The 4318-nt window shown below is 44.2% G+C and carries 4 protein-coding genes and 2 pseudogenes; all 6 read right to left on the bottom strand.

Annotated elements, in window-relative coordinates:
• Positions 1-471 (bottom strand): annotated as a pseudogene (locus tag ACFIM1_RS08745) (hypothetical protein); the annotation flags it as partial.
• A gap of 17 nt (positions 472-488) precedes the next feature.
• Positions 489-722: a hypothetical protein gene (locus ACFIM1_RS08750; RefSeq protein WP_375608916.1), complete on the bottom strand. Its 234-nt coding sequence runs from the start codon at positions 720-722 to the stop codon at positions 489-491.
• 9 nt (positions 723-731) lie between these two features.
• Positions 732-1865, bottom strand: coding sequence for a phage tail protein (locus ACFIM1_RS08755; protein ID WP_375609799.1), 1134 nt, complete (start codon positions 1863-1865; stop codon positions 732-734).
• Positions 1866-1872: 7 nt separating this feature from the next.
• Positions 1873-2886, bottom strand: coding sequence for a phage tail protein (locus ACFIM1_RS08760; RefSeq protein WP_375694625.1), 1014 nt, complete (start codon positions 2884-2886; stop codon positions 1873-1875).
• 7 nt (positions 2887-2893) lie between these two features.
• Positions 2894-3898 carry a phage tail protein gene (locus tag ACFIM1_RS08765; protein WP_375609755.1) on the bottom strand — a complete coding sequence of 335 codons (1005 nt, stop codon included), beginning with the start codon at positions 3896-3898 and terminating at the stop codon, positions 2894-2896.
• Positions 3899-3910: 12 nt separating this feature from the next.
• Positions 3911-4318: pseudogene (locus ACFIM1_RS08770) on the bottom strand (lytic transglycosylase); the annotation flags it as partial.

Below are 4318 nucleotides of genomic sequence, written 5' to 3' on the forward strand. Positions count from 1 at the left end.
AAAACTTTGCAATGCCGTAGCCAATGAACCTTTCGTACCACTTATTTCCCCTGTAGCTCTATCAAATCCTGCCTTCGCATCTTCTGCCATTTGCTTGGCGGCTTCAGATGCACTCTTGGCTTCTTCGGCTAATCCCTTGGCTGTATCCGCTGTATCTTTTGCAAGATTAGCCGTTGTTGTTGCTGTTGTAACCGCTTCACCCGTTTTGGTAACTTCGCTAAGCGCTCTTTCCGATACTTTTTTCGCCTCTTCTGCAACCTGTTGGGCTCCATTTGCACGCGCCATGGCTTTTTCTGCTTCTTGCCTTGCATTAACAACCTGTTCTAACGGTGCAAAAGTTTCATACGAATACAAAGAGGCTGTTCCTAAAAGCTTTGGAACAACAACGCTATCTTGCGAAGTCCCTTCTCTGATTTCCTCTTTCGTTGCAACAGGTATCAAATATTCATGACTATGATCGGGTATCTTCATCTGCTTTATTCCTTCATTCAGAGGGATTCATCCAATGAACACTCTTTCAAATCTTCAAGCTCTTCTCTTAAGGTCTCTAAGCGCTTCTCTAAATCTTTCAGTGAACCATCAAACTCTGTTTTCAAAGCGGCTTTCAGTAAATCAAAAACGCCATTAAGCGGCGCATGGACAAAACTACTCCCAGAATACAAAACAACCCGTACTTGAGACGGGTCGCTAAGCTCTGATATCGCAAACGGTTTTAATGACATTTCAACTCCTCATGTCTTTATTCCATAAACTACACTCACATTAACGGGGCGCGTTTCAACGCCTCCAAACGTCTCCGACATAAGATGATGGTCATGATGTGCTTGGTCATGAACACCCTCTTTTATAGGGGTCGAATGATATAAAAAATTAGCAAAAGGGCTTCTGATAAACCAAGGCAAACGGGGCGGTTTGTCCTGATCTGTGAACCAAAATGGAACCTCTGGTTGTGGAATTCCTGCTATGTGGTCAAATTCTTGATTACATTCCTCTAAGCTATCACCACTCAAACCTACACACTCTTCGTCTACAGATCTCTTTCGCCTTTGCAAAGAAACTTCAGAAGAAGAAACATCCCGTCTTTTCCGTGAAGAACGACCATCAGAAGAGGCGGGACCTATAAAATGCTCATGTGCTTTTAAAGAACAAGCTTGCTGACTTGCAAAAGAACGCCAAGGGTCTAGATTGCGCTCATAATCCATGCCCCGTAAAAACATCCCCCGTAAATCTGGAACATTAAACGTCGAAATGCCATCTCCTTCTCCCCACGTCGTCCCTATCGCACAAAATAAATCCCAATAGACAAGCCGCGGATAAGCCTTCCCATCACATGCTAACCAATCATCCGGCAAGCGTTCCATTGCAAAAGGTCCTATCAGACCTGACGGTAAACGTTTTAAGGAAGTAACTTTTTCCCTTGTAGGATTGAGAACTTGCCAACCCGTGAGAGCTTCATCATACACAATCCTATACAAACAGTCATTTTGTAACTCTCCTCCCGATAAAGCTAATAAACCAGTTTCTGTTGCCTTATAAACGGGCTTGCCGGCTAAATTATTCAACGCAATCGTTGTCGCCCCAACATTCTTACCCTTCACTTTAAAACAAAGCGATATCCCATTCTTATACGCTAAAAATGCCATTTGACTTTGAAGACGTATCGCACTCGTTTTTTGTTTATCATCAACCGTAACAACCGCTTCAATCACACCCCCCATATCCGATAAATACTCACGCACTCGCTGCATCATAAAACGTGCACTGTTGTTGACTGTGTTTGGATGTTGTCCTTCTGACCAATTAATCAGATCATCCGCACCACCATTCTCGGATGCACTTAAAGACCAATCATAAATCGTCGACATCTTAACCTCACGTCTTAATCGCAAACACAACACTCATATTAACCGGGCGTGTCTCATGTTCTCCAAAACTTGCTACTGAAACATCACGCATATGAATGTGTGTATGGGGAAAGGCGAGCTTATGATGAACCCGTATATCCTCTGCTCTCACGCCCAAACGTTCGGCGAGCTTCAACCTTTGCTGGTCATTAAGCATATATCCCCATATGATCGTCATATCACCATGCCAACTCTCCTCCTGATTTTCAGCATTAAAAATCGTAAAGGTTTGACCACTATGATCATGCTTTCTCATAGCGTCATTTTGAAAAGTACCCAAATAACGAAAGCGGTCTATCTCGCGGTCATCATCAACACCACGCAAAAAAACGCCACGCAAATCGGGAACATGAAACTTGCTATAATCATCAATGCTCCCCCACCTGATCCCTATCGCTTCATAAAGAGCCCTATACTCACTGCGCAAATAAGCCTTTCCATCACATAACAACCAGCCTTTCGGTAAAACTTGCATCCCAAAAGCCCCTATTGTCCCTGGTGGACAAACAGGTATAACCGGTCCTTGCGGTAAAGAAACCGGCGTAGGGTTCAAAACCTGCCAACCAGTTCCATTATAAATCAAGCTATAAATGCATCCCTTTTGAAACTCCCCTCCCGATAAAGCACGAATGCCTAATTCTGTTGCCTTATAAACAGGTTGAGCGGCTAAAGCATTCAAAGCAATTGTGGTTACCCCAACATTCTTACCCTTCGCTTTAAAACAAAGCGCTATCCCATTCCTATACGCTAAAAATGCCGTTTGACTTTCAAGTCTTATCAACGTTGTCTGTTGTTCAGTATCAACCGTAAAAGTGCTTTCAATCACACCACTCGTATCCGATAAATATTCACGCACACGCTGCATCATCACACGAGCGCTGTTATTCACGCTGCTTGGACGCTGCCCTTCTGACCAATCAATTAAAGCATCACAACGCGTATTATCCGCCGCTCTAAGCGACCAATCATAGATCGTTGACATCTCAACCTCATGTCTTAATCGCAAATAGGACAGAAACATTCACGGGGCGCGTCTCTCCTTCTCCCGTGCTTTTCAAAACAACATTCTCCCCTTCATCAAGGGTATAGGGCTCTACAATATAGCCCCCTAAATTCTCACGCTCTATGCCCATAAAATTCGCTAAAGAACCACCCCCAAACAAGCCTAGACGATAGCCCAACACATCTGTCGTATTCCCATCCCAAAAGTCTTCATTACTAGTAAAATGGGGCATTGAAAGAGCCTGACCTTCATGCTGGTGAGACTGGATTGAATCTGTTTGAATACTTCCAAGCCTACGATGGGGGTCTAAATTACTGCCACCATCAAATCCCCGTAAAAACATCCCTCGTAAATCTGGAACATTAAAGGTTTCTACACCATCTCCTTCTCCCCAAACCGTGCCTATCGTCGCAAATAAATCACCATAATCACGACGCAAATAAGCCTTCCCATCGCAAATTAACCAATCCTTTGGAATCCCGCGCATGCCAAACGTTCCTATAAATCCAGTAGGATAAAGACTGCTTTCTTCTTCTTCTAAAGGGAGTGGGGTAGGATTAACGAGATGCCAATGATCTCCATTATAAACCAATGTATAAACACACCCTTGTTGGATTTCGCCCCCTGATAAAGGACCAACCCCTAATTCCGTTGCTTTATAAACCGGCTTGCCATCTAAAGAATTTAAGACAATCGTGGTTGCTCCAACATTCTTACCCGTCGCCATAAAGCGCAAAACGATACCATTCTTATACTCTAAAAACTGTGAAGTGCTTGCAAGTCTTATCACACTCGTTTGTTGGACATGATCATTGGTAACAATCCCTTCAAGCTCTCCACCCGTGTCTGACAAGTATTCCTTTACGCGCTGCATCATCACACGGGCGCTTGTGTTCACACTGCTAGGATGCTGTCCCTCTGACCAATCAATTGAAGCATCACAACGTGTATTATCCGCCGCTCTAAGCGACCAATCATAAATCGTCGACATCTCTCGTGAATCCTAATTTCGGTAAAACGGTCCGTAAAATGCCCGCATGAAGGGCGTCATCAAAGGGTTATCATCTTCATCACTCTCTTCTTCTTCCGAAGACTCTTCTTGCGATGCTAATTGTGATGCTAATAATGCCCGTAAAACCTCTAACATGTTGTCTCTATTGCCAAAACTTCTCTGTGCTATAGGACTTGCTCTATAAGGCTGCCCCCCATACATCTGTAATACACGGTTGACAAAATCACTTGCACGCATAGCGTTGTTTCCACCATTCAAACCAACCGCATTGCTCCCAACAATTTGCGCCGCATTGGCATGGGGATTTTGAAGAAGCCGCGCGGCTCCTCCTGCCCCTTGTTGATGGGCTAAATACAATTCCGCTTCACTAGGCGCTCTTCCCAAAAGGCGGCTTAAATG

It is taken from the genome of Bartonella sp. AC158YNML (assembly GCF_042196725.1).
GTDB lineage: Bacteria > Pseudomonadota > Alphaproteobacteria > Rhizobiales > Rhizobiaceae > Bartonella.

Bases quoted from the DNA above. Each gene is read 5' to 3' on its own strand.
- ACFIM1_RS08750 (WP_375608916.1), bottom strand. From the start codon at position 722: ATGTCATTAAAACCGTTTGCGATATCAGAGCTTAGCGACCCGTCTCAA.
- ACFIM1_RS08755 (WP_375609799.1), bottom strand. From the start codon at position 1,865: ATGTCGACGATTTATGATTGGTCTTTAAGTGCATCCGAGAATGGTGGT.
- ACFIM1_RS08760 (WP_375694625.1), bottom strand. From the start codon at position 2,886: ATGTCAACGATCTATGATTGGTCGCTTAGAGCGGCGGATAATACGCGT.
- ACFIM1_RS08765 (WP_375609755.1), bottom strand. From the start codon at position 3,898: ATGTCGACGATTTATGATTGGTCGCTTAGAGCGGCGGATAATACACGT.